Raw genomic sequence first — 23,267 nt, forward strand, 5'->3', positions numbered from 1 at the left:
AAGGAGACCCCGCATGTGCGGAATCGCAGGGTTCGTCTCGTCGTCGCTCGACGCCGGGGCCGCGCCCGAGGTCATCACCTCCATGCTGTCGCTCATCCGCCACCGGGGACCGGACGAGGCGGGCTACTACCTGGGCGACGGCATGGCCATGGGCACGGTCCGGCTGGCGATCATCGACATCTCCCACGGGGCCCAGCCGATGGCGGATCCCGAGGAGCGCCACTGGATCTGCTTCAACGGCGAGCTGTACAACTACGTCGAACTCCGCGAGGAACTGCGCGGACTCGGCCACCGCTTCCGCACCCGGTCGGACACCGAGGTCTTCCTGCGCGCCTGGATGCAATGGGGGCCGGGATGCCTGCCCCGGTGCAACGGGGCGTTCGCCGTCGCGATCCGGGACGCGGAGTCGGGAGACCTCTTCCTGGCCCGCGACAGATACGGCAAGCGCCCGCTGTACTACGCCGACCGCACGCACGAAGGCGGGGGCGACGGCGCCTTCCTCTTCGCCTCCGAGATGAAGGCGTTCCAGGCGTTCCCGGGCTTCCGTTTCGCACTCGACCCCGCCGAACTCGCCTCCGCCTTCGCGACCTGGACACCGCTGCCCGACCGGTCCCCGTTCCAGGGCGTCCGACAGCTCCCCATGGGCAGCTGGCTGGCGGTCCGGGGCGGCCGGACGACCCTGCACGGCTACGAGGAACTCGACCTGGAAGCGCCCCCGTTCACGGGAACCGCGCGGGAGGCCGAGGAGTACGTCCGCGAGACCCTCCGGCAGAGCGTGGCGATGCGGCTGCGCAGCGACGTCGAGGTCGGCGTCTATCTCAGCGGCGGACTCGACTCCTCGATCGTCACGAAGCTGACCACCGACCTCTCCTCGCACGAGGTGCGCACCTTCTCCGTGGAGTTCGAGGAGTCCGCCTTCGACGAGTCGGGAAGCCAGCAGGTCGTCGCCTCGCACCTGCGGACCCTCCACTCGTCGATCAGCGTCTCGGGCGCCGACATCGCGAGGGCCTTCCCGGACGCCGTGTACCACGCCGAAGTCCCCGCGTTCCGCAGCGCGTTCGTCCCGATGTACCTGCTGGCGCGCCACGTCCGGGACGCCGGCATCCGGGTGGTCCTCACCGGCGAGGGCGCCGACGAGGCGTTCCTCGGCTATTCGCTGTTCCGCGAGACCATGGTGCGCGCGGAGTGGAACGGTCTGACCGACGCCGAGCGGATGACCCGGATCGGGAATCTGCACCCGGAGCTGAGCCACTTCGGCCCCGCGAACCGGGCGCGGCTGGCGGGGCTCTTCGAGCAGTTCTCCGCGGAGCGGCTGCCCGGCCTGTTCTCGCACGAACTCCGCTACCAGAACGGCCGCTTCGCGGCGCGCCTGCTCAAGCGCCGGGAGGACCCCTTCGCGGACCTGCTCGCGCTCACGGCGAAGGCGCCCGGGTACGACCGGCTGAGCGCCGTCCAGAAGGCGCAGTGGCTCGAGTACAAGACCCTGCTGCCCGGCTATCTGCTCTCGACGCAGGGCGAGCGCATGAGCCTGGCGCACGGGGTCGAGAACCGCTGCCCCTTCCTCGACCCGGCCGTGGTCCGTGCGGCGGCGTCCGTGAACCTGCGGTTCGACGACGGGTTCGAGGAGAAGGCGATCCTCAAGCGGGCGTTCCGCGGGCAGCTGCCCGAATCGAGCCTGAAGCGCCGCAAACAGCCGTACCGCGCCCCCGGCGCGGCCGTGTTCAAGGAGCGGCGGCCGGACTACCTGGACCTGATCCTCTCCGACGCGGAGCTGGCGAGGATCGACTGCGTCGACCCCGTGTTCGCGCGGAAGCTCGTGACGAAGGTGATGAGCTCCCCCGATCACCTCATCAGCACCAAGGAGGACCAGGCGTTCCTCTTCCTGCTCTCCACCGCCGTGCTCGACCACCGGTTCGTGCGGGGCCGGGAGACGGGCCGGGGCGCCCCCGGCCGGGACGCCATGGAGATCCGGACCGTCCACGACCACCGGAAGGGCCGGGGACCGGTGTCGTCCCGCCAGGTTCTCCCCCGCGCAGAAGGAGTCCGATGAGCACGGTCGAACCGGCCCCCGCGTCCGACGACGCGCCCCCCGCGCCCGACGACGTCGCCATCATCGGGCTCGCCCTGCGGTTCCCCGGCGCCGACACCCTGGAGGAGTTCGGCGACCACCTGGTCGCCGGCCGCTCGCTCATCTCGGAGGTGCCCGCCGAACGCTGGTCCAAGGAGGACTACTTCGGGGACCCGAGACGAGGCGCCCAGAAGACGAACAGCATCTGGGGCGGTTTCATCGAGCACGCGGACCGCTTCGACGCCGACTTCTTCGGCATCTCGCCGCGTGAGGCCGAGAGCATGGACCCCCAGCAGCGGATCGCCCTCGAACTCGCCTGGCAGGCCGTCGAGGACGCCGGATACGCGGCCAGCGCCCTGGCCGGCACGCGGACGGGCGTCTTCATGGGGGTCTGCCACGCGGACTACGCGGAGCTGATGGAACGCGAACGGGCGCGGACGGACGTCTACTTCCCCACCGGCACGGCCTACTCCATCATCGCGAACCGCATCTCCTACCACTTCGACTTCCACGGCCCCAGCATCACCAACGACACCGCCTGCTCCAGTTCGCTCGTGTCGGTGTACGAGGCGGTCCGCGCGCTGCGGAACGGCGACTGCGCCCTCGCCCTCGCCGGCGGCGTCAACCTGATCTGGTCGCCCAAGCACTTCGTCGCCTTCAGCCAGGCGAGCATGCTGTCCCGCACCGGCCGGGCGTCGGCCGTCGACGAGAAGGCCGACGGCTACGTCCGGGGCGAGGGCGGAGCCGTGCTCCTGCTGAAGCCCCTGGCACGGGCCGTCGAGGACGGCGACCATGTGCACGCGGTCATCAAGGGCGTCGCGACGAACCACGGCGGCCGGACGAACTCCCTCACCGTCACCAACCCCGCCGCCCAGGCCGACCTCATCGAGCGGCTCTACACCCGCACCGGCATCCGCCCGGAGACGATCGGCTACATCGAGGCCCACGGCCCGGGGACCCCGGTGGGCGACCCGATCGAGATCATGGCCCTGAAACGCGCCTTCGGGAACCTGCACGCGGCACAGGGCACGACCGCCCGCCCGGCAGGCTGCGGAATCGGCTCGGTCAAGACCAACATCGGGCACCTCGAAGGGGCCGCGGGAGTCGCCGGAATCGCCAAGGTGATCAGCGCCTTCGCCCGCCGGGTCCTGCCCGCCACGGTCAACTTCGAGAAGCAGAACAAGCTCATCCGGCTCGACGGCAGCCCGTTCCACATCGTCCGGGACACCCGCCCCTGGGACCCGCCGCCGGCCCGCGCGGACGGCACGGTGCCGCCGCGCCGCGCCGGGGTCAGCTCGTTCGGTTTCGGCGGCACCAACGCCCATCTGGTGTTGGAGGAACACCTCCCGGAACAGGCGCCGGCCGACGCGGCGCCCGGCCCCGGACCGGAACTGGTGCCCCTCTCGGCCAGGACCCCGGAACGCCTGCGGGCCGTCGCCGGCGCCCTGCGCGCCCACCTGCGCGAAGGGCCCGCGCGGTCGCTCGCCGACATCGCCCACACCCTGCGCGCCGGGCGCGAGCAGATGCCCGCCAGGGTCGCCTTCGTCGTGTCCGACCACGACGAACTCGTCGCCCTGCTCGGGCAGTTCGTGGACGGCCCGGGCGATGTCGGACGCGTCCATGTGGCCGGCGCGGGCGCGGACACCGCCGAAACCGCGCGGGCGGCGGAACGATGGGCGGGCGGCGCCACCGCGGACTGGGCCGAGCGGCCCGGCGACCGGGAGGCCGCGCGGGCGACGCGGCCCCGGCGCGTCCCCCTGCCCGCCTACCCGTTCGCCCGCGAACGCCACTGGTTCAGCTCCCCGGCGCGCGACGCGGGGGCCCCGGCCGCGCCGGCGCCCGGCGCCCGCCCCGTACCCGTGCCCCATCCGCTCCTGCACGGCGGCACGGCCGGCCCCGACGGCGGACGCCTCACAGCCGTCTTCGACGGCGAGGAGCCGTTCCTCGCCGCGCACCTGGTGCGCGGCGAGCGGGTGCTGCCCGCCGCCGCCCAGGTGGAGCTGGTCCGCGCCGCGGTGGCGCGCGCCGCCGGGCACGACCCGGCCGGGCCGACCGCCGTCCGGCTGCGCGACGTCGCCTGGCGCCGCCCCCTCCTGGTGCGGGACGCACCGGTCGAGGCCGCCGTGGAGCTCGCACCGCGGGAGGGCGGCGCGTCGTTCGCCTTCGAGATCTCCACCGGCGCCGGAACACCCGTCGTGCACTGCTCCGGCACCGCCGGGACCGGCGACCACGGGACGCCGGAACGGCTCGACCTCGACCGGCTGCGGGCCGTCTGCCCGGCGGAACGCGCCCCGCACGAGGTGTACGCCGCCTTCCGCGAGCGGGGGCTGGACTACGGACCGGCGATGCGCGGACTGCGCGAGATCCGCCTCGGCGAACGGGAACTGGTCGCACGCATCGGCGCGCCCCGGGACGGCCGGGGCCCGGACGCGGGCTTCGTGCTGCCCCCGAGCGTCCTGGACGCGGCCTTCCAGTCCTCCCTGCTGCTCCTGGCGGAGACCGGCCACGGGCGGGCGGACGGTCCGCCGATGCCGTTCGCGTTCGAGGAACTGACGGTCCACGGCCCCTGCCCGGCCGAGACCTGGGCCTGGGTACGGCGTCGCGGAGGGCACGGCAGCACGGTCGACGTGTTCGACCTCGACCTGTGCGACGCCGGGGGAGCCGTCACCGCCCGGCTGCGCGGGCTGGTGCAGCGCGTCCCGTCCGCGCGAAGGGACGCCCCGGCGGACGCCGGCGTCGTCACGGCCACCGTGGACTGGGAACCGGCCCCGTACGACCCGGGCGACCCGGACGCCCCGTCGACGCACGTCCACCTCGGCGGAGGCGCCGCCGCCCATCTGGACGCCGTCGACGCCATGACCGGCTTCACCGCCGTACGTCTGCCCGACGCCCTGCCCGGCCGCGTCGCCGACGACGTCGCCGCCGCCCTCGGCCAGGTCTTCGGGCACGTGGCGGAGGTGGTCAGGTCGAGCCCCCGGCGACCGCACCGCTTCCTGGTGCTGGTGGACGACCGGGTGCCGAGGCGGGTGCACGCCCCGCTCACCGGCCTGTTCCGGTCCGTGGCCCTGGAGAACCCCCGCGTCTCCGGACGCGTGGTGCGCGTCGCGGGGCTCGACGCCGCGCCGCCGGAACGCGTCCGGGAGATCCTGCGGGCGGAGGCGGCGGACCGGGGCGCCGACTGCGAGGTCCGCCACGCCCCGGACGGCACGCGCCGGGCGGCCCGGCCCGTCGCCGTCGAGCTCGCCGAGGGCCCCGCGATCCCGCCGCTCAGGGAGGGCGGAGTGTACTGGATCACGGGTGGCCTCGGCGGCCTCGGGCTGCACACCGCGCGCTACTTCGGGCGGCGCCCGGGGGTCACCGTCGTCCTGAGCGGCCGGTCGGGGCCCGGCGCGGCGAGCGAGGCCGCCGTGCGGGAGCTGCGCGCCTCGGGCGTCGACGCCCACCACCTCCCGGTCGACGTGGCCGTGAAGGACGAGGTGGAGCGCGCCGTCCGCACCATCGAACAGGACCACGGGCGGCTCGACGGCATCGTCCACGCGGCGGGCGTGCTCCGGGACGCCTACGTCTACACCAAGGACGCGGCGGACCTCCGCGCGGTGCTGGCGCCGAAGGTCGACGGGGTGCTCCACCTCGACGCGGCCTCCCGCGACACCGCGCTCGACTTCTTCGCCGTGTTCTCCTCGGTGGCCGGGGTGTTCGGCAACCCCGGGCAGTCGGACTACGCCGCCGCCAACGCCTTCCTGGACGCCTTCGCCCACCACCGCCGGGCCCTGGCCGAGGCCGGGGAGCGCAGCGGCCGGACCGTCGCCGTCAGCTGGCCGCTGTGGGCCGACGGCGGCATGACCGCCGACCACGTGACGAGGGACGCCATGCGCCGGGAACGCGGCTGGGAACCGCTGCCGACGGAGGCCGGACTCCGTCTCCTCGGCCGCGTGCTCGACGACGGCCCCGCGCATGTGGTCGTGGCGTACGGCGCCGCCGCGCGGCTCACCGCCGCTACCGGCGCCGCGTCCCCGGCCCCCGCCGCTTCCGGCGCGCCCGTCGTCTCCGCCGGCGTTCCCGCCGGTCCCGCCGTCGCGGGGGAGGAGCTGACGCGGCGCACGAGCGATCTGCTGCGGAGGACCGTGGGCGAGGTGCTGCACCGCGACCCCGCGACCATCGACGAGACCGTCGACCTCATCGCGTACGGGATCGACTCGCTCAGCATCCTGGAGACCACCGCGTCCCTCGAAGAGCTCTTCGGCCCGCTGCCCAAGACCATCTTCTTCGAGCACACCACGCTCGCGGGCGTCGCCGGCTATTTCGTCGAGGAGCACGCCGACCGGCTCCCCGCGGTCCTCGACGCCGGGGACCCGTCGTCCCCCGCCGCCCCCGCGCAGGACGCCGCGCCGCGCGAGGAACCGGCCCCCGCCCCTTCCGCACCGGACGCACCGGAGGCCCGAGTGACCGGCGAACCACCCGCCGCCCCCGTACCCGTTCCCGTGCCCGCCGCCGGAACCCCGCCGGTCGCGCCCGACGGCGGACGCCGCGCCGACGGCGGCTCCCGGCGGCGCGACGACCGCCACGACATCGCGATCATCGGCGTCGCGGGAACCTACCCCGGCGCGGAGACGCTCGACGAGCTGTGGCCGATCCTCGAACAGGGCCGCCACGAGTTCCGGGAAGTGCCGCGCGGACGCTGGGACCACGACGCGATCTACAGCCGCGACCGCGGCGTCCTCGGCAGGAGCTCCATCCGCACCGGGACGTTCCTCCGCGACATCGACATGTTCGACCCCCGCTACTTCCGGATCTCCAAGCGCGACGCCGAGACCATGTCGCCCGAGGTGCGGCTGTTCCTCCAGACGGCCGTGCACGCCCTGGAGGACGCGGGCTACTCCCGCGAGACGCTCCAGCGGCGGTACGACGGCGACGTCGGCGTCCTCGCCGGCTCGATGAGCAACCACTACGGCCTCTACGGCTTCCAGAACAGCCTGGTCCGCGGCTCCGCGGCCAGCGGCAGCTACACCGCGACACTCCCCAACATGGTGTCGTACTTCTACGGGTTCACCGGCCCGTCCCTCTTCGTGGACACCATGTGCTCCGGCTCCTCGACCTGCGTGCACCAGGCCGTGCAGATGCTGCGCGCCGGCGAGTGCGCGATGGCCGTCGCGGGCGGGGTCAACCTCCTGCTCCACCCGTACAACCTCATCACCTCGTCGCACGAGCACTTCACGACGACGACCTCGGACGTGATCCGGAGCTTCGGCCTGGGGGCGGACGGCACGATCCTCGGGGAGGGCGTCGGCGCCCTCGTCCTCAAGCCGCTGGCCGACGCCGAGCGCGACGGAGACCACGTCCACGCGGTCATCAAGGGGACCGCCCTCGCCAACGCGGGCGTACGGAACGGCTTCACCGTCCCCAGCCCGCGCATGCAGGCACGGGCGATCGAGAAGGCCATCGACGACGCGGGCATCGACCCGCGCACCATCGGCTACGTCGAGGCGCACGGCTCGGGGACGTCCCTGGGCGACCCGATCGAGATCAAGGCCCTGACCACGGCCTTCCGCGCTCACACCCGGGACACCGGGTTCTGCGCGATCGGCTCGGTCAAGTCCAACATGGGCCATCTGCTGCACGCCGCCGGGATGATCGGCATCACGAAGGTGCTCCTCCAGCTCCGGAAGGGCACGCTCGCGCCCTCGCTGCACAGCGACGTGATCAACCCGGACATCGACTTCTCCCGCACCCCGTTCCGGCTGCAACGACGGCTCGACGCCTGGGAACCCGCGGTGACCACGGTCGACGGCCGGCGCGTCACCCATCCCCGGCGCGCGGGGATCACCTCGATCGGCGCGGGCGGGATGAACTCCCACATCATCCTGGAGGAGTACCCGCGCAGGGACCCCGCTCCGCACGGCGGGGACGACGGGCGCGAGGAACTGTTCGTCTTCTCCGCGATGAACGACACCGTCCTGGAGACCTGGCTCACCCGCTTCCGGGAGTACCTCGCGACCGGCCCGCACCGGTCCGCGGACCTCGCCTCGATCGCCCACACACTGCGCGTGGGCCGCAATGAACTCCCGTGCCGTTGGGCGTTCTTCGCGAGCACCGCGGCCGAGGCCGTCGCCGCGCTGGACCGCTTCCTCGCCGGAGACCGCGACCTCGGCCCCGCCCTCGCCGGCACCGGCCCGGGAACCGAGGAGCTGCGCGAGCCCGCGCGGGCGTGGGTCGGCGGGAAGAGCGTCGACTGGTCCGCGGCGGAGGGGAGTTCCCGTGCGCTCCGACGGGTCCCGCTTCCTCCGTACCCCTTCGAGCGCGTGCGCTGCTGGGTGGACCCGGAACCGGGGGCGCCGACGGTGGTCGCCCCGCTGGCGCTCCGGGAGAAGGTCCACCCCCTGCTGGGCCGCAACGAATCGGACGTCGACGGGCCGCGCTACGTGCTCGACGTGCACCTCGACGATCTGCTCGACTACGGGTACACCATGGGGGAGCGGCGGGGCGGCGGGCCCGGGATCGTGCCGACGTTCGTCGTGGAACTGGCGATCGCCGTCACCCGGGTCGCCGGGTTCGCCGAGGGAGCGGTCGTCCGCCGACTGCGCCTCCTCGCCCCGGCCGACTGGAGCGCCGCCGCGCGTCTGGTGACCGTCCTCGACGCCGCCGACCGGAGGACGGCCTCCGGCACGGTGTACACGGAGGACGCCTCGGGAATCCGGACGGTCGTGGCGGAGTTCGACCTCCGGGCCGGTGACGCCGCCGGCACGCCCGGGACGGCGTTCGCCCGGGCCGTGCCGTACGCGGAGCTCCGCCCCGACGACCCGGAGCCCGGAGACCCGGCCGCCCTCTCCCGCACCGCGTTCCTCGCGGAACTCGCCGAGGGCGGGCTCGGCTACGCGCCGGACCGCAACGGCACCGAGAGCGCGCGCCGGGCGCCGGACGGGCGGCTGGTGCTCGAAGTCCTCCCGCCCGAACTGCGACGGGACCCCGTCCGGCCGAACGTCGTCCTCCCGGCGCACGTCCTCGCGGCCGTCGCGCAGGGCCTCCAGTTCGAGGCGAAGCGCCTGGGCGCACCGGACTGGGCGCACACGGCTCCCCGCCGGATCGACGAGATCCGGCTGTTCGCGGGAGCAGACGACATCGCGGACGCGGTGCGGTTCGTCGTTCTCGACGTGACCGGAGGCCCGGACGGCCTCGGCGGGCGCGTCGGTCTGCTCGACGGGAAGGGCGAGGTGGTCGCGGTGCTCACCGATCTGTGGTGCGGGGAGGGCGAGCCGCCGCGCACCGGCCCGTTCGCGGAGGCGGCACGGGCCGCCGGCGGTACGGAGAACGCGGGCGGTACGGCGCGGGGGGAGGAGCCGTCCGGGGACGCCCGGGGCGACCTGGTCGCCTTCGCGGTGGACGAGCTGCGGGACATGGCGAGCGGCATCCTCAAGTACGAGGCGCGCGAGCTCGACGCCCGCACCGGCTTCGACGCGTTCGGCTTCGACTCGATCTCGCTCGTCGCCCTGGCCGGGCAGGTGCGCGACCGGCTCGGCGTCGACCTGACGCCCGCGGTCTTCTTCGACCTCAACACCTTCGCGTCCCTGGGCGCCCATCTCGTCGCGGAGCACGGGGAGACCCTGCGCCGGGCCCACGAACGCGCTCACCCCCCGGCTCCGGCGGACGCCGCCGATCTCCCCGGCCGGCCGCCCGTCGAGTCGCCCGCCGAGTCGGCCGCCGACACGAGTGGGGCCGGGGCGGATGCGGGAACGGCGGCCGGGGAACCGGTATGGGCAGCCCAGACGCCCGCGTCCCGGACATCCGCACCCGCACCCGTGCCCGTGGCGCGCGCGGGCCGCACACGGGGGGCGGAGCCCGTGCCGATCGCGGTGATCGGGGCCGCGGGCCGCTTCCCCGGCGCCCCCGACCTGCGCGCGTACTGGTCGAACCTGGCCGAGGGCCGGGACGACGTGACCGCGTTCCCCCTCCACCGCTACGGCGCCGCCTACGCGCGGATCGTGGAGTCGTCCGACTTCCCGCGCCACGCGGGCGTGCTCGACGACGTGGACGCCTTCGACGCCGCCTTCTTCCGCGTCCTGCCCCGCGAGGCCGAGCTGATGGACCCTCAGCAGCGGCTGGCCCTGGAGACGGTGTGGAACGCGCTCGAACACAGCGGATACACCCCCGCCGGTCTGCCGGCGAACACCGCGGTGTTCTTCGGCGTCTCCGGCACCGACTACGCCACCCTGCTCGCCGCCCACGGCACCCCGCCCGACGCGTTCACCTCCACCGGCAACGCGCACTCCATGCTCGCCAACCGCATCTCGTATCTGCTCGACGTCCACGGCCCGAGCGAGCCGGTCGACACGGCCTGCTCCAGCTCCCTCGTCGCGGTCCACCGCGCCGTGGAGGCGATCCGCTCCGGGGCCTGTGACGCGGCGATAGCGGGCGGGGTGAACCTCCTGCTCGGCGTGGACACGTTCGTCAGCGCGGCACGGGCCGGGATGCTGAGCCCGGACGGGCGGTGCAAGACCTTCGCGAGCGACGCCGACGGATACGTCCGCGGTGAGGGCGTCGGAGCCGTCGTGCTGAAACCCCTGGCCGACGCCGAGCGCGACGGCGACGCCATCCTCGGTGTCATCGTCGGCAGCGCCGAGAACCACGGCGGCCGGGCGAACTCGCTCACCGCGCCCAACGGCGCGGCCCAGGCCGACCTCGTCGTACAGGCGATGGGGGACACCGACCCCGACACGATCGGCTATGTGGAGGCCCACGGCACCGGGACGGCGCTGGGCGATCCCGTCGAGGTGCGCGCCCTCCAGACCGCGTTCCGGCGTCTGGGAAGCACCGGCCGGGGAACATGCGGCCTCGGCTCGGTGAAGACCAACATCGGCCATCTGGAGGCCGCCGCGGGTGTGGCCGGCCTGCTCAAGGTGCTGCTGGCCCTGGAACACGGCACCCTGCCCGCGACCCGGAACTGCGACGAGATCAACCCGTTCATACAGCTCGACGGCAGCCCGTTCCGCATCGTGCGGCAGCGGGAGCCGTGGGAGCGGCCCCGTGACCGCGACGGCCTGCCCGCCCCGCGCCGCGCGGGCGTGAGCAGCTTCGGCTTCGGCGGCGCGAACTGCCATGTCGTCGTCGAGGAGTACCGCGCGCCCGGCGGCCGGGACACGGGGCCCTCCCAGGACGGCGGCGCGGAACACAACGTCGCCGGAGCTGCGGAACACACCGTCGTCGGGGCCACCGAACGGACTGTCGTCGGGGCCGCGGAACACACCGTTGTCGGGACCGGCGTGGCCGTCCCGCTCTCGGCGCGCACCCCGGAGCGGCTTCACGCCCGGGCGCGGGACCTGCTCGCGTACCTGGAGGAGACGCCCCGTCCCGCCCCGCTCGCCTCCATCGGCCGGACGCTCCAGTTCGGACGCGAGGCCATGGCCGAACGGGTCGGCTGGACCGTCTCCTCGCACCAAGAACTCGCCGCTCGGCTGCGGGAGTTCGTCCATGGAGCCGACACAGCGACCGCTCCGGAGCGCGGTCCGGCCGCCGGCGCGACGCGAGGCGAGGTCCCCGGCGTGGGGCGCGCCGCCGGACCGGGCGCCGGTGCGGACGCCGCCGCGCTGCTCGTCAGCTGGACCGGAGGAGCCGACGTCGACTGGCACACGCTCTACGACGGCGCGACCGGTCCCACCCTGCCGGGGCGCGCCCACCTGCCCACGTATCCGTTCGCGCGCGACCGGTACTGGATCCCGGCCGGTGACGCGAAGCCCGACGGCACGAGGGCCGGCGGCACGGAGACCGGCGGCACGAGGGCCGGTGATACGGAGATCGACCGCATAGGGACCGGTGACAAGGGGACCGGCGGCATGGGGACACGTGCTACGGAGACCGGCGGCACGGGGACGGGCGGCGCTGAAACCCCCGGCGCGGAGACCGGCGCGGACGATGACGCGGCGGCGCGAGGAGCGGGCCCGGCGCTGGGCACGACGCTGCTCGTACCGCGCTGGACCCCGAAGCCCGCGACGCCCGGCAGGCCCGGCGAGCCGCCGTACCGCCGCCATGCCGTCATCCTGTGCGGCGCCGCGGCGCGTGCGCGTACCGCCGTCGAACGCCGCCTGCCCGACGCCCGCTGCCACACCGTCACCACGACCAGGACCCGCCCGGACAGCCGCTTCGACGACCTCTCGCGGCAGGTGTTCGAGATCGTCCGCGAGGCGGTCCGGGAGGCCCCGGACGGCGCCGCGCTCATCCAGGTGGTGACACCGGCACAGGACGAGGAGTCGGTCGGCCTGGCCCTCGCGGGACTCCTGCGCACCGCCTTCCTGGAACACGCGGTCGCGGGGCAGCTGATCGGACTCGTGGGGGAGCGCGACGCGGACGCCGTCGCGGACATCGTCGCGGCCGACGCCCGCCACCCGGAGGACGAACTGGTCCTCCACCGAGACATCGGACGCCAGGTACGCACCTGGGAGCCGAAGGCGTCCGAAGGCGCCCGCACACCCTGGCGGGCCGGGGGCGTCTATCTGATCACCGGCGGCGCGGGCGGCATCGGCGCGCTCGTCGCGCGCCGGATCGCCCGGGACGCCGACGCCCCGACCGTCGTCCTGGTCGGCAGGTCACCGCAGGACGCTCGCGTGGACCGGCTGCTCGCCGAGCTGCGGGAGTCCGGCGCCACGGCCCGGTACGCCCTCGCGGACGTCTCCCGCTGGGAGGAGGTGCGGCACCTCGTCGCGCGAGTGGCCGAGGAGAGCGGCGGCCTCCACGGGATCGTCCACGCGGCCGGGGTGATCCAGGACGCCCGGCTGCTGAACAAGACCGCCGGGCAGTGGGAGGCGGTGCTCGGCCCCAAGGCCGACGGCATGGTGCATCTGGACCGGGCCACGGCCGACCGGGCCCTCGACTTCTTCCTCGTCTTCTCCTCCGGCGCCGCCGTCACCGGAAACCCCGGTCAGGCCGACTACGCCACCGCGAACGCCTTCCTCGACGCGTACACCGCCCTGCGCAACGCCCGCGTGGCGGCGGGCGAGCGCCGGGGCCGCACCCTGTCGATCGCCTGGCCGCTCTGGAAGGACGGCGGCATGACCGTGGACGACGCGACACGCGCCCGCCTCCGACGGGAACGCGGCCTGATCCCCATGGAGTCGGACGAGGGCCTCGAAACCCTGCTGCGGGCCTGGCGGCTCGGCGAGACCGGCGAGGACCGGATCTGGGTGCACCACGGCGAAACGGCGAAGGCCGCCCCCATGCCGGGGCCCGCCGCCCCGGGCGCGGCCGCCTCCCCGACCGCGCCCGGCTCCGGGCCGTCGCGCGCTGCCGCCGCCGCGCCCGTAGCCGTCCCCGTGCCCCCGTCCGCGTACGGGAAGGCCGCCGCCGGCCGGGAGCGGGAGACGCTCCGGTCCGTCGTCGGGATCTTCGCCCAGGTCACCGGACTCCCCGTCGCGGACGTCGATCCCGACCGTCCGCTCGCGGACCTGGCCCTCGACTCGGTCATGGTCATCCAGCTCAACCGGGAACTCTCCGCACGGCACGGCGAGGTCCCGACCACCCTCCTCTACGAGTCCCCGACCCTGCGCGCCGCCGCCCGCCGCCTGGCCGGCCCGCCCGGCGAACCCGCCGCACCTTCCGCGCCCGCCGTTCCCGGCCACGCACCGGCCGGTCCGGCCGCCGCTGGGACGACGCCGACGCCGGTGTCGTCGCCGTCGCCGACGCCCCGGGCCCCGGCGGACGCACCGGACGGGGCCGCCCGGCCCGAACGACCCGGACACGACGAACCGATCGCGATCATCGGCATGAGCGGGCGCTACCCGCACGCCGCGAACACCGCGGAGTTCTGGGAGAACCTCAAGGCCGGACGCGACTGCGTCACGGAGATCCCGCCCGGCCGATGGCCGCTCGACGGCTTCTACGAACCGGACCGCGCCAAGGCCATCGCCACGGGCCGGAGTTACCACAAGTGGGGCGGATTCCTGGAGGACTTCGACGCGTTCGATCCCGGCTTCTTCCGGATCGCCCCGCGCGACGCCTACGCCATGGACCCGCAGGAGCGCCTGTTCCTCCAGGCCGCCTGGGAGGTCGTCGAGGACGCGGGATACACCCCCGAGGAACTCGCGCGCCGCCATGGACGGCGGGTCGGCGTCTTCGCCGGGGTGACCAAGTCCGGCCACGCCCGGCACGGGGCCGCGCTCCTGCCGTCGGGCGAGACGGTGGTGCCGGCGCTCTCCTTCGCCTCGCTCAGCGCGCGGACCTCGTACGCACTGGACCTGCGCGGGCCGAGTCTCACGATCGACACGATGTGCTCGTCCTCGCTCACGGCGATCCACGAGGCATGCGAACACCTTCGCCGGGGCAGCTGCGAACTGGCCCTCGCGGGCGGGGTGAACCTGTATCTGCACCCGTCCGACTACGTCGAACTGTGCCGTTCCACCATGCTGTCGACCGAACCGCGCGTACGGAGCTTCGGCCGGGGCGGCGACGGATTCGTGCCCGGCGAGGGCGTCGGCGCGGTGCTGCTGAAGCCGCTCGGCCGCGCTCTCGCGGACGGGGACCGGGTCCTCGCCGTGATCCGTGCGACGAGCGTCAACCACGGCGGACACACCCACGGTTACACCGTGCCCAGCCCGACCGCCCAGGCCGAGATGATCGACGACGCGCTGACCAGGGCCGGGGTACCGGCCAGGCGGCTGAGCTATGTCGAGGCGCACGGCACCGGCACGGAACTCGGGGATCCGATCGAGGTGCAGGGGCTCTCGCTCGCCTTCGGACGGACGTCCCGGGAGAAGCAGTTCTGCGCCCTCGGGTCCGTCAAGTCGATGATCGGCCACCTGGAGGCCGCGGCGGGCATCGCGGGCGTCACCAAGACCGTGCTCCAGCTCCAGCACCGCACTCTCGTCCCGAGTCTGCACAGCGAGGAACTCAACCCGGGGATCAGGTTCGAGGAGACCCCGTTCTTCGTCCAACGAGCCCTGGAACCCTGGGAGTCGGACGGGCCGCGGATCGCGGCCGTCTCGTCCTTCGGGGCGGGCGGATCCAACGCCCACGTCATCATCGAGGAGTACGCGGCCGAATCCGCCGTACCGGGGCCGGAGCCGGAGGCCGACGAGGGCGAGCAGCTCGTCGTCCTCTCGGCCCGGACACCGGAGCGGCTCCGCGCGGTCGCCGCAGGCCTGGCACATCATCTGGAGCGATTCGAGGGCGATATGACGGAGCGTCATGAAATCCGTCTCGCGGATCTCGCCCACACCCTGCGGACGGGACGCCAGGCGATGAGGGAACGCCTCGCGCTGACCGTGTCCTCCCTCACCGAGCTCCGTCACGCTCTGCGCGGCTACGCCACGGCGGGGGACGGGGCGGAGACTCCGGGCCTCCACCGGGGCAGCGCCGGCAGTGCCCGGGGCGCCGCCGCGGAGCTCGCCGCCGACGACGACCTGCGGGAACTGCTGATCGAGCGGTGGGTCGCCGCGGGCAAGCTCGGCAAACTGGCCGCCCTCTGGGCCGACGGCGTGGAGCTGGACTGGCGGGGCCTCGCCCCGGCACGCCCGCGCCGGGTGTCCCTGCCGACGTACCCGTTCGCGAAGGACCGGTACTGGATCGGAGATCTGGAGCCGGCCGACGGCCCCGGACCCGGTGTCGCCGTACCGCGACCCGGAGGCGACCACGGGGGCGGGGCAGACGCCAACCCCGAGGCCCCGCGTGCCGGGACGCCGTACGCCGGGGGCACGAGCGCCGAGGCCCCGCGTGCCGAGTCGCCGCACGCCGAGGACACGACCGCAGCCGGTTCCACGCGTGAGGAACGCGTCGCCGCCACCGTGCGTGCGAGGATCGCCGACGTACTGGCGATGCCGGAGGACGAACTCGACGGCGCGCTCGCGTTCGCCGACCACGGCCTCGACTCCATCCTCGCAGTGCGGCTCGTCCACCTGCTCAACGAGACGTTCGGCCTGGACCTGCCGACCGGCGTCGTCTTCGACCACACCTCCCCGGACCGGCTCGTCGCCCATCTGCTGACCGCGTACGCGCACATCGACGCCCCGGCGCCGGATCCGAACCCGGCCCGGACCTCGCCGGCCCTGCGCCCGGCCCAGCCCTCATTCCCGACCGCGACCGCGAGCCCCCCGTCGGCTCCGCCCGCGTCCCCGGCAGCCTCCGCGTTCCCGTCGCCGGCCCAGCCCCGGGACGCGACCGTCACCGCGCACGCGGACACCGACCGGGGGCCCGCGCACGCCCCTGGGGCGGCCCGCACACCCGCCCCCGGCTCCTCCCTGCCGGACGGTGACCGCGCGCCGGTCGCCATCGTCGGGATGAGCGGGCGATTCCCCGGCTCCGACACCCTGGACGACCTCTGGACCCACCTCGTCAACGGCGACGACCTCGTCTCCGAGGCCACCCGCTGGGACCTCCCGCGTACCGGACCCGACGGAGCACCGCGCTGCACGCGCGGCGGATTCCTGCGCGGCATCGACGAGTTCGACCCGCTGTTCTTCCGGATCTCGGGCGTCGAGGCCGCTGCCATGGACCCGCAGCAGCGCCTGCTCCTCGAAGAGTCCTGGAAGGCCCTGGAAGACGCCGGGCACGCCGGCGGACAGCTCGACGAGGCCCGCTGCGGCGTGTACGTGGGCTGCTGGAGCGGCGACTACCAGGAGGTCGTCGGGAACCACGGCCCCGCCCAGGCGTTCTCCGGCAACATGGCCTCCTTCACCCCGGCCCGGGTCTCCTACTACCTCAACCTCAAGGGCCCCGCGCTGGCCGTCGACACCGCCTGCTCCAGCTCGCTCGTCGCGATCGACCTGGCGTGCCGCGGTCTCCGGTCCGGCGAGCTGGACATGGCCCTGGCGGGCGGGGTCTTCGTCCAGTCGACTCCGCGTCTCTACGAGCTGGCCGGACGCGCCGGAATGCTCTCGCCGACCGGACGCTGCCACACCTTCGACCAGCGGGCCGACGGTTTCGTCCCGGGCGAGGGAGTGGGCGTGGTGGTGCTCAAGCGCCTCGACGACGCCCTGGCCGACGGGGACCACATCCACGGAGTGATCCGCGCCTCCGGCACCAACCAGGACGGCGCCACCAACGGGATCACGGCCCCCAGTTCCGTCTCGCAGGAGCGCCTGCTCCGTGACACCTACGCCTCCTTCGGCGTCGACGCCGGCACGATCGGGCTCGTGGAGGCGCACGGCACCGGCACCCCGCTCGGCGACCCCATCGAATTCTCCGCGCTCGACCGGGCGTTCCGGGCGTCCACCACGAAGTCCGGCTACTGCGCGCTGGGTTCGGTCAAGACGAACCTCGGACACACCCAGTACGCCGCGGGAGTCGCCGGCGTGCTCAAGATCCTGCTCGCCCTGCGGCACCGGCGGATCCCCGCCTCGCTCCACTTCGGGACCGCGAACGCCGCCATCCGCCTGGACGGCAGCCCGTTCTACCTGAGCACCCGCGACCACGCCTGGGAGGCGCCCGCCGAGGGCGGCCCCCGCAGGGGCGCCGTCAGCTCCTTCGGCGCGAGCGGCACCAACGCCCACCTCGTCATCGAGGAGGCGCCGCCCCCCGCCCGAGCCCACCGCACGACCCGCCCCGCGCACCTCGTCCTCCTCTCCGCCCAGTCCCGCGGACAACTCGCCCGGCAGGTGGGCCGCCTCGCGGCGCACTGCCGCCGTGAGACCGCCCAGGACCTGGGCGACCTCGCCTACACGCTCACCGTCGGCAGGGCCGCGTTCGCCCACCGGTTCGCCTGTGTGGTCCGCGACCGCACCGAACTGCTGAGCATCCTCGACCAGGGACTCGACGGACCGGCCGCCCTCACCGGACACGCGACGCCCGCCCGTACGACCGGCACGGACCATGAGACCGACGCGGGCGCCGAGTCCCTGCGCCGTTGCGCGGACCCGGACCGGACCGCGTCCGCCGACGCCCACCACGCCGATCTCACCGCCCTCGCCGGGCACTTCGTCCGGGGGACGGAACTCGACTACGGGGCGGTGCACGCGCCCGGAACCCGGCTGCGGGTGCCGCTGCCGACGTACCCCTTCGCCGGGGAGAGCCACTGGGCCGGGCCGCGGCCCCCGGCCGACCCGCCGACGCCGCCCGCCGCGCCCGCACACCGGCCGACGGGGACCCACCCGCCGACGCCGACCACCGCACCCGCACACCGGCCGACGGCGGCCCACCCGCTGATCCACGAGACGGCCCCGGCCGGGGACGTCGGCGACCGGCCGGGCGCACTGCGCGCCATCACCGTCTTCAAGGGCGACGAACCGGTGCTGCGCGACCACACCGTACGCGGACAACGCGTCCTCCCGGGCGTCGTCCACCTCGAAATGGCGCGCGAGACCGCCGCCCGAGCGCTGGGCGTCGACGCGGCCACCCCCCTGCGGATGCGCGACATCACCTGGATACGGCCACTGGTCCAGGACGGGGCCCCGCTGACCGTAGAGGTCCTGGTGAAACCGGCGACGAACGGGAACGGCGACCTCACCTTCGAGATCGGCGCGCGGACAGAGGGCGCGACCGAGCCCGTCGTCTGCTCCACCGGGCGCGTAGCGGTCCTGGACGCCTCCCGCCCCGACCGCGTCGACCTGGCGTCCCTGCGCGCCGAGCACACACGCCCGGTGGCCGCCGCGCGCGTCCGCGAGGCACTGACCTCGATGGGAATCGTGCACGGCCCGTCGCTCCGCGCCGTCCGCGAGGCGCGCGTCGGTCGCGGAGGCGTCCTCGCCGAACTCGCCCTGCCCACCGAGGCCGATCCCGCCGGCCCGCCCTACGTGCTGCACCCGGCCCTCATGGACTCCGCCATCCAGGCGTCCACCGGACTCCACCTCACCGACCTCGCCCGACTGCCGGAGACGGTCGTGCCGTTCGCACTCGACCGGCTCGACGTCCTGGCCCCGTGCCCGGCCTCGATGCGGGCCGTCGTCCGGGTCGCGGACCCGACGGCGGGGACCACTCCGCTCAGCCGCCTCGATGTGGACCTCGTCGACCGGAACGGCGAGGTGTGCGTCCGGATGACCGGCTACACCTCGCGTCCGGCGAAGGAACCGGTGCCCGAACTCTTCGCACCCGTATGGGAACCCGTGTCCGCCACCGGACCCCGACCGGGGGACCCGGACGGTTCGCACGCTCCCGCTCCCGACCACGTCCTGGTCGTGGGCGGCACGGCCGAGCAGCGGGCCGCGCTCGCCGCCCGCCACCCACGGGTCACGGCATGGGACCTCGCCCCCGGAACACCGGCCGACGAGATGGCCGACCGGCTCCGGTCCGCCGAACCGATCGACCACCTCCTCTGGATCGCACCCGACGCGGGACACCTGGGACCTGACGGGTCGTCACTCCTCTCCCCGACGGACACCGCCGGCTTCGCGGCGGCCCAGGAGAACGGCGTCATCGCCGCCTTCCGCATGATCAAGGCGCTCCTGCGCACCGGACACGACGCCCGCCCGCTCGACATCACCCTCGTCACCCGGCGCGCCCTGGCCACGTACGACACCGAACCGACCGCCCCCGCCCACGCCGGGCTGCACGGCCTCTTCGGATCGCTCGGACACGAATACGCCCACTGGTCCGTCCGCCGGACCGACGTCGACACCGCCACCCTGCCCGACGACCTGCTGACGCCTCCCGTGCCGGATGCGGACGGCCCCCTGGTACGCCGAGCGGGTCAGTGGCTGGTCCGGCGGTGGGTGCCCGACGAGCCGGCCGGCGCACCGGAGCCGGCCTACCGCGAAGGCGGTGTGTACGTCGTGGTCGGCGGCGCGGGCGGACTCGGCGCCGTCTGGACCCGGCACGTCGTGGAACGGTACGGCGCACACGTCGTCTGGATCGGACGGCGGCCCCTGGACGCCGACATCGAGTCCAGGCTGCGCGGCTGCGGCGGCGACGTGCGCTACGTGTCCGCCGACGCCTCGGACCCCGCCGCCCTGCGCCGCGCCCGCGCACGGATCGAGGCCGACCACCCGCGGATCCACGGCGTGGTCCACGCCGCACTGGTGCTGCGGGACCAGAGCCTGGCCAGGATGGACGAACCGACCCTCCGGGCGGCCCTCACCGCGAAGACCGACGCCGCCGTCGCCACCGCGGAGGTCTTCGCGGACGACGCGCTCGACTTCATGCTCTTCTTCTCGTCGGTCCAGTCGTTCACGACGGCCGCCGGACAGGGCAACTACGCGGCGGGATCCACCTTCACCGACGCCTATGCCCACCACCTCTCCCGCCACCGGCCGTACCCGGTGAAGGTCATGAACTGGGGCTGGTGGGGGAGCACCGGCAGCGCCTCGTCGGAGCTCCACCGGGAGAGCATGGCACGCTGGGGGCTCGTCTCGATCGAGCCGCCCGAGGCCATGCGGGCACTCGACACACTCCTCGGCGGCCCGCAGCGGCAGGTGGCGTTCATCAGGTCGAAGCGGCCCGACGCCCTCACCGGCATCGACACGAACGCACGGGTCACCGTGCACCAGCGGACACGCACCCGCGTCACCCCGGAAGCGGTCGAGGCCGGTGTCGGGGCGCCCGCCGACCCCGAGGCGCTGAGCGCGGTCGCCGCCTGGCGCGGGACCGAACGCGATCCACTGCTCGCCCGCCTGCTCCGTGCCCATCTCCACGCACTCGGCGCCCTGCCCGCACCCGGCACCGCCGACCCCCGCGAGCGCGCCGTCCAGGTCGCGGAACTCCGCGAACGTGCCGGGATCCTGGCACGCTACGACACCTGGCTCGACCACGCGCTCCGCGCCGTGCCGCCGTCGGCCCCGCCACTGGACGAGGCCTTCCGCGAGTGGGACCGACACCGGGAGCGGTGGTCCGCGGACCCCGACAAGAAGGCCGAGGCCGCCCTCGTCGACGCCACGCTGAGGGCCCTGCCCGACATCCTCACCGGCACGACCCGGCCCACCGACGTCCTGTTCCCGCAGGGCTCCGTCGCACTCGTCGAGGGCACGTACCGCGACAACCGCATCGCCGACCTGTACAACCGGGCCATGGCCGACGCCGCCACCGCAGTCGTCGCCGAACGCCTGCGCAGGGAACCCGGCGCGCGTCTGCGCATCCTGGAGATCGGCGCCGGGACGGGCGGCACCAGCGTCGGCATGTTCGAGGCGCTGCGCCCCTACCAGGAACACATCGAGACCTATCTGTACACCGACCTCTCCAAGGCGTTCCTGAACCACGCCCGGACCGCGTACGGCCCCCGGGTCCCGTACCTCGCGTACACCCGCTTCGACGCCGAACGGCCGCTCGCCGGGCAGGGGGTGGAGCCCGGCCGCTACGATCTCGTGATCGCCGCCAACGTGCTGCACGCCACGCGCGACACCCGCAACACGATCCGCAACGCGAAGGCGGCCCTGCGCGACGGCGGTTGGCTGCTGCTGAACGAGCTCGCCGCGTTCGACGTCTTCAGCCACCTCACGTTCGGTCTGCTGGAGGGCTGGTGGCTCTTCGAGGACCACGCGCTCCGCATCCCCGGCTCGCCGGCGCTGTCGCCCGACAGCTGGCGGCAGGTGCTGGAGAGCGAGGGATTCCGGTCGTCCGTCTTCGTCCTGCCCCAGGCACACGCACTCGGACAGCAGATCATCGCCGCTGAGAGCGACGGCATCGTACGCCAGACGAGGACCGCCCCCGCACCCCCGACGCCCGCCGCCCGGCCCGCACGCCTCCGTCCCACCACCGCCGCGTCGCCACACCCGGCCCCCGCCCCCGCACCGTCCCCCTCCGGTCAACGGCTCCCCGAGGCGGCGCCCGTCACACCGGTGAGCACACACACCGGGAAGACCGCACCCGGCGCCCGCACCCCGTGGGAGACCACGCCCGCCCCGGCCCCGACACCGGCCCCGGCCCCGACACCGGCCCCGGCCCCGGCCCGGACACCCGCCCCGGCCCCGACACCGGCCGCCCCGGCGCCGGAGACCCGGGCCGAGACGATGGCCGGATACCTCCGAGACCAGGCGGCGCACACCCTCGGGATCCCGGCGGACCGGATCGCCCTGTCGACCCCGCTCAGCGACTACGGCCTGGACTCCATCCTCGTCCTCCAACTGACCAACACCCTGCGCGAGGACCTCGGCGACATCCCCTCCACCCTCCTCTTCGACGCGGAATCGGTCGAAGGACTCACCGCCCACTTCATGAAGGCCGGCGGCCCCCGCGTCGAGGCCCTCCTCGCACGCCTGCGGCCCACCGCCGCCCCCGAACCGCCCCCTGCCGCCTCCGCGGCGACCCCTGCACCCCCTGCTCCGAACCCCGGGACCGACGCGCTCCACGCGCCGCCCCCGCCGCGCCCCGCCGCCGGACTCTTCCGGACGGCGGCGGAGACCGGCACCCCGGAACAAGCGGCCGCCCTCTTCTCGGCCGCGGCCCGGATCCGCCCGGTCTTCCCCCTCGGCGACGGCCCCGAGCCGGGCGTCCTACGGCTCTCGGACGGCCCGGGCGAACAGGCCCTGGTCTGCCTGCCCTCGCTCGTCGCCCCCACCGGGGCCCACCAGTACGTGAAGTTCGCCACCGCGCTCCACAACCACCGCCAGGTCTGGACGGCCGCCATCCCCGGATACGCCGTCGGCGAACCGCTCCCCGCCACTCTGGACGCCGCCGCGGACACCCTGGCGACGACCCTGCTCCGCCGACTGGGAGACCGGCCGTTCGCCCTCGCCGCCTACTCCTCCGGAGGCTGGCTCGCCCACGAGGTCGCCCGCCGGCTGGAAGCGGCCGACACCCCGCCCGCCGCACTGGCACTGCTCGACACACCCCGCTCGACCGGCACCGCCATGGCACGCGGAATGTCCGTCCTCACCCGGCGACTTCTCGAAAAATTCCCCCAACTACCGGTCATAGATGAACAGTTCACGGCCATGGCGTGGTACGCCGACCTGCTGGACGGCTGGCGGCCCCGACCGGTCGCCACCCGGACCGTGCTCGTACGGGCCGCGGACAGCGCGCCCCTCCTCGGCGACGGGACCCGCGCCGGATGGCCCCTGGACCACGAGGCGGTGGAGGTGACCGGCGATCACTTCTCCATGCTCGAAGAGCACTCCGAGACGACCGCGCACGCCATCCACCGGTGGCTGACCGCCCTCAACCCCCGCCGCACTCAGCCCTGACACGCCCCACTCGACACCGGCCCCGGCCGCCGACCGCCCCTCGGAGGGTGGCCGGCGGCCGGGGCCGGAACGTTCGCGGCCTCGCCGCCGACGGGCAGTCGTACAGCCGATCCGGGCCGCCCTGCTCGCGGCACAGGCGATTGCCCGTGATTCCTGCCGTCCAGTCCAGCTGCGTC

General features: G+C 74.4%; 2 protein-coding genes. Both read left to right on the top strand.

The features are described from left to right. Positions 1-13 precede the first annotated feature (13 nt). On the top strand, positions 14-2,050 hold the full coding sequence (asnB, locus tag WA762_RS10080) for an asparagine synthase (glutamine-hydrolyzing) (protein WP_335934942.1): 2,037 nt from the start codon (positions 14-16) through the stop codon (positions 2,048-2,050). Beyond that, complete coding sequence (locus WA762_RS10085) at positions 2,047-23,091, top strand: SDR family NAD(P)-dependent oxidoreductase (protein ID WP_335934943.1); 21,045 nt, start codon at positions 2,047-2,049, stop codon at positions 23,089-23,091. Before asnB ends, WA762_RS10085 begins: the two co-directional genes overlap by 4 nt. Positions 23,092-23,267: the final 176 nt, after the last annotated feature.

Source organism: Streptomyces tyrfis (assembly GCF_037034285.1).
Lineage (GTDB): Bacteria > Actinomycetota > Actinomycetes > Streptomycetales > Streptomycetaceae > Streptomyces.